Below are 5,439 nucleotides of genomic sequence, written 5' to 3'. Positions count from 1 at the left end.
GATATATCATTCAAAAATTAAATACATTGAAATCAGGGGGAGTAATCAAAAAGATTGGTGTATCCGTTTATACACCTGATGAAGTTAAGCGTTTTTTGGAATTTGATTGTTTTGATATGATTCAAGTCCCTTTAAATATATTTGATCAACGTCTAATTCATTCAGGACTACTACAAAAGCTGAAAACAAAAGGAATAGAAATACATGCTAGAAGTCCATATCTTCAAGGGTTGCTATTAATGGATGCGGAAAAAATCCCCGATTATTTACAAATCGCTAAAAAACCAATAAAAGAATTTGAGTTTTTAGCTCGGGAGTTCAATTTAAGTAGAGCGCAATTGGCTTTATTATTTGTTCGAGAATTGAAAGAAATTGATAAGATTATTATTGGGTGTGAAACAGTAGATCAATTAAAAGAAAATATTCAAATCTGTAATTCACCTTTATTAGAAGAGAAAGTTCTTAATACTGCAAAGAAATTATTTAAGGATATACCTGAGATAATTATTAATCCGAACTTATGGAGGGTAAGTAATGAATCAACATGAATTATTTAGTTTAAAAGGCCAAAATGCAATTGTTACTGGTGGATCTGGTTATCTTGGTTCTGCAATTTCTGAAGGGCTAGCTAAGTATGGCGCAAACGTTATGATAGTTAGTAGAAGCAAAGAAAAATGTATGAATTTGGCTGATCAGTTAAATCAAAAATATAATGTGAAATGTCAGGGATATGCTCTAGATGTTTCAGATAGTAATTCAATAAACCATACATTTGAGGAGATTTACAATTTAGATAATAAGATAGATATTCTTATTAATAATGCTTACTTTGGAGCGGGAAAGACTATTGAAGAAATGACAGAATGGGAGTGGGAAACAGGAATTGATGGTTCTATAAATAATGTGTTTCGAGTTACTAAAAAGGCATTACAATATATGCTACCGAAGAATAAAGGAAATATTATTAATATCTCTTCAATGTATGGTGTTGTTTCCCCAGACCCTTCTATTTACGGCGACTCAGGCTTTAATAATCCTCCAAATTATGGAGCAGGAAAAGCTGCTATCATACAGTTTACCAGGTATCTTGCGTGTCACTATGGTTTAAAAGGAATTAGAGCTAATTCTATCTCTCCAGGTCCATTTCCTAATATAGAAGTTCAGAAAAATAAAGAATTTATTCGAAATTTAAATAAAAAAACAGCGCTAGGTCGTATAGGAAATCCGCAGGAATTACAAGGATTGATTGTTTTTCTTGCATCTAATGCCTCAAGTTATGTAACGGGGCAAAATATTTGTATTGACGGTGGCTGGACATCGTGGTAAAACAGCGCTAGAAAGTTAAGGATGTAACAAGAAAGCTTTCCACTAAAAAAATCTCCTCATTTTATATAAACTGAGGAGATTTTGAAGCGTTGCTAGGAAGGAAATATTCAATATAGTGTTAAAATAGTTTCAAATCGATACTTACTGAATAAAAAAGTTGCCGGGCATTTAGTTAAAAAACATGTCAACTATGCACAATTTACTTTGACAGTGGTCAAGAAACATATAATCGAATATTGAGAAATGGATAAGGATTTTCCTTTTCCATACTAATCACGCACCTTCTTTAGATTAGTAATATTAGTATGTTCAAAATTTTGTCCTAAAGTTTTTGCACTAGAACCTTCTAAACAGCCTTATAAGACTGTTTAAAAACGGGTAGTTTACCAAATTATATAGCCTGAATGACAAATTGAGATTGAGGTATATATAGTAATTGAGCTGTTAAGGAAGTTGTTGTATTAGCAAATGGGTATGTTTCCTTATAAAGAAAATTACTATACACTATTTCATTCATTTGATAGGTCGTACACAGTTTTTTTAGGATTTTTTGAGAAATTTTATTTGTACAAGCAGCAATAAAATCAAAATCTTTTTTACTTATTTCTTGAATGGCATGTGAAAGCAGGGTAGTGACTATACCACTTCCCATCCAATCTGGATGACAAGCGCCCATATCTAGATAGACCAATTTTTCTTTATCTAAATGAGAAAACTCAATAGATTCTGTCTCTAATGTATCTAAAAGTTGAAAAATAGGTTCCATTTGTGGGCATAGTTCAGTCGCTTTATCTGCATCTATTAGTGGCTGGGTTACTTTTTTTGTTAAAAGAACCCCAACAATTTGAAAATTTTCTATTGCTACAAATGACATAGCCTGAGATACAGCTTGTTTCATCATTTCTTCGCACATTTTGTGAAAAGGAGCAAAAGGAATTTGTAAACTGCTTACAAGAGGTTCATTATTCACAAAAGAATGTGCCAGTAAATGTGCCGCATCTTTCACGTGATGTGTATCAAGTAGCTCTATATTCATATGTTTTTCCTCTTTCCTGATTTAGTGAATAGTAATTAAAAGGATTAATAATTTTATTTAATTTAGTTAAGTTAAGTTAAGTTTAACTATTAAAGCGCTAACAAAAATGGTTATTAAACATATGAATAAATCTGTTTAGTAGCAATCGAAATATGTTCATAAAGAAATTCTACGATCTCATCTATACATTCAACAGTTGTATATGGAGAGATAGAAAAGAATTTTAATGTGGAAATCGGATTTCTATCACAACTGTTTATTACATCTACTACACAAGAACGAGTTGTATCACCAAAAAATACTTGTTCGCGATTTTCTCCTAGGTAATTAAATAGTTCAATATTCAATCGGTTTGTATCCTCAATCTCTTCTTTTGTTGCAAGGCCTATTCGTTCTTTTTCCCAATTTTCTTGGCCATCTCCATTCATATAGAAACGGAAAGTTGTAATTGGTCCATATGTAAAATCATTTGTGATTGCGACTTGAGGCAGGGCTTTGCGCAACTTTTCTCTAAATAATAGATTTACACGAATATAATTTGCTAGTAATTTTTGATATCCTTCAACACCAAAGGCTAAAAGATTGATATACATCGGAATAGCGCTACCAGCTCGTGAACATTCTAAGGTATAGCCTGTATGATAACTCCCATATGATCTATTACCAAGATAAGGTGTATCATCTTGTTCAATGTCCATCAGTTGTAAATCAGTATGATTTTTTACGATTAAAATACTTGAAGCATAAGGTGTTTGTCCTAATTTATGAAAATCAAAACATACACTGTCTGCAAGGGACATATATTGCATTTTATCTTGTACGTATTGTAAGGCATTTTTCACATTAGGTTCAAATGAGAGTGAATTTTCTTCAAAACTATAATTATTAAAGAAACTATAGAATCCGCCCATTGCAGAATCAGCATGGATATAAATAGGTTTTAATTTATATTTTTTCTGTATTGCTTCAGCGCTTTCTTTAATTTTTCTTATATCATCAATAGTAAATGTGTCTGTTGATCCCATAGTAGCTAGAATATAAAGGGGGATACCGCCATTGTTAATAACCTGTATCATTTTAGCCTCTAAGTCTTCTATATCCATAGAACTTGTATAAGGATCAGTTTTCACTTTTATTAAGTGATTTGACCCAATGCCAGTTGCTTCAGCTGACTTTAATAAACTATAATGTGCATTTTCAGAAGCAAAGCAATATACATTTTGTGGAGCACCATGTTCTTTTGCTGATGGGAATTGTTTAGAAATTGCTAAACGCAAGCTAGAAAACACGCATCCTTGTCCACCCCATGTTGTATAGCCACCGCTATTATGTGGATTATAACCTATCAATTTTGAAAGCATGGATACAACTTTTACTTCTGCTTCTGCTGCCCCTGGACCATATACATCCCAAACACCATTACCATTTAAAAGGGCCATGGTTATTACACCTAATATTGAAGGTATACTTGGTAGTGGTACAGCGTTAGACAAGTAATATTTATTTGGATACGGATGTCCATTCATAAACTGGTTTAGCTCTTCTATAACCTCAGACATAGTGATTCCAGCTAGTGGAATATGACTTTGTTGAATTAAGCCATTGTAGTATCCTTCTGATTTTTCCTCACATTTACCTAAAGTAGCTCGCTCTTCATTTTTTAGTTGATCAAGATTTTTAATTATTTTCTGCATAGATTCTAATAAAAGTTGTTGTTTTTCTTCATTTCCGTCAACGCTCGGAAATAGTTTTAAAATATCTTGCATGCAGTCACTTCTCCTTGTGAAAAACTGGATTTTTATTTTACTTGGTTAAACATAAGGGTATAATAATTTGTAATTGCCCTTTTGAATACTTAGAAATGAGGAGCTATTTAGAAAAAAATGTAATTCCATAGAAGATTATATGAATTATGGAATTTAAAGTAAAGAAAAATTTTTTGATTTATTTTAAAAAAAGTAATTGTGAGATAATGAAGTTTCTAAAAATATTTCTGAATTAATTGTTTATTCGGTTTGCATGTTGCCTTAGCATGTATTCAACTAGTGTAGTAGATATTTTAATATAATGTAGAACGTATTATAAGGTAGTTGAATAAAAGGATTCAACTACCTTATAAACTGTAGATATTGTTGGGAAAAGATAAAAAAATAGGGTGGAAGTGCTAAAGATATGTTCTAGTGGAGAAGAAGTAGTAGTATGGATTTGGTAGAAAAATCAGCATGATTTTTTATGGAAGAATAATTATTTGATCAAAGTTGTTTAATGAATTCAATTTCATTATCTAATAATAATGGGCGAATTAAATGTGAAGAGTTTTCTTCAACCTGAGTAGAATTTTTTGCACCAGGAATAGCAACTGAAACGGCAGGGTGACTTAAAACATAACGTAAAGCAACTTGCGTTAAACTTCGATTTGAACGTACAAGTGAACGTAATTTCTCTACTGTGTTTAAGCTATCTTTAAACCATTTTTCTTTTGGCCAATCTTTTCTTAAATCATCGCTTGGAAATTGAGTTTCATGATTAAATTTCCCAGTTAAAATTCCCATCTTAAGTGGACCTCTTATCACAGCACCTAAATTATGTTTTTCAATATAAGGAAGGATGTCTTTTTCAGGTTCTTTATTCAAAATACTATAATCGAATTGTACGACATCTAAATCATTATTCTGATTAAAATGTTTTATATAATCTAAATCATTAGTAGAAACGCCAACTGCTCTCACTTTGCCAGATTTTTTTAAGGTTTGGAAAGCTTGTAGAAAGGCTTCTGTTTCTTCCGGTTTATCCCACCAAATATGACAAAAGTACACATCTATATAATTCGTTTTAAGCCGCAGTAAACTAGCCTCAAACGCATCAATGATCTGTTGAGGATCTCCATAAACTGCTGGTTGATTTGGGTCATAATGATGACCGATTAATCCACCTTTTGTAGAAAGAATTATATCCTGTCTGCAATTATTTATGGCTTTTGCAACGAGTGTTTCACTATGACCTAATCCATAAACATCAGCAGTATCAATAAAATTGACCCCTAGGTCGATTGCTTTTTCAATTGCATCAAGTGATTC

At 31.9% G+C, this 5,439-nt stretch carries 5 protein-coding genes; 2 read left to right on the top strand and 3 right to left on the bottom strand.

The features are described 5' to 3' along the window. Positions 1-548, top strand: a 548-nt coding sequence (locus tag DN403_RS28695; RefSeq protein ID WP_149186023.1) for an aldo/keto reductase, incomplete at its 5' end; no start/stop codon positions are given. Beyond that, a complete protein-coding gene (locus tag DN403_RS28690; RefSeq protein ID WP_098033635.1) occupies positions 535-1,326 on the top strand; it encodes an SDR family oxidoreductase in 792 nt (263 codons plus the stop codon). The genes DN403_RS28695 and DN403_RS28690, both read left to right, overlap by 14 nt. A 391-nt stretch (positions 1,327-1,717) precedes the next feature. Here DN403_RS28690 and DN403_RS28685 read toward each other — a convergent pair whose 3' ends face one another. From DN403_RS28685 to DN403_RS28675, 3 genes are all read right to left on the bottom strand, one after another. After that, the gene (locus DN403_RS28685) at positions 1,718-2,362 is read right to left on the bottom strand and encodes a GNAT family N-acetyltransferase (protein WP_149186022.1); all 645 of its coding nucleotides are present in this window, start codon (positions 2,360-2,362) and stop codon (positions 1,718-1,720) included. A gap of 113 nt (positions 2,363-2,475) precedes the next feature. After that, entirely contained in the window at positions 2,476-4,128 is a 1,653-nt protein-coding gene (locus DN403_RS28680) for a pyridoxal phosphate-dependent decarboxylase family protein (protein ID WP_098987258.1), read from the bottom strand. A 486-nt stretch (positions 4,129-4,614) separates the two neighbouring features. Beyond that, positions 4,615-5,439, bottom strand: an 825-nt coding sequence (locus tag DN403_RS28675) for an aldo/keto reductase (protein ID WP_149186021.1), incomplete at its 5' end; no start/stop codon positions are given.

The sequence above is a fragment of the Bacillus sp. AY2-1 genome (assembly GCF_008368965.1).
GTDB classification, from domain to species: Bacteria; Bacillota; Bacilli; order Bacillales; family Bacillaceae_G; genus Bacillus_A; species Bacillus_A thuringiensis_S.
This window is presented reverse-complemented; position numbering and strand designations above follow the sequence as displayed.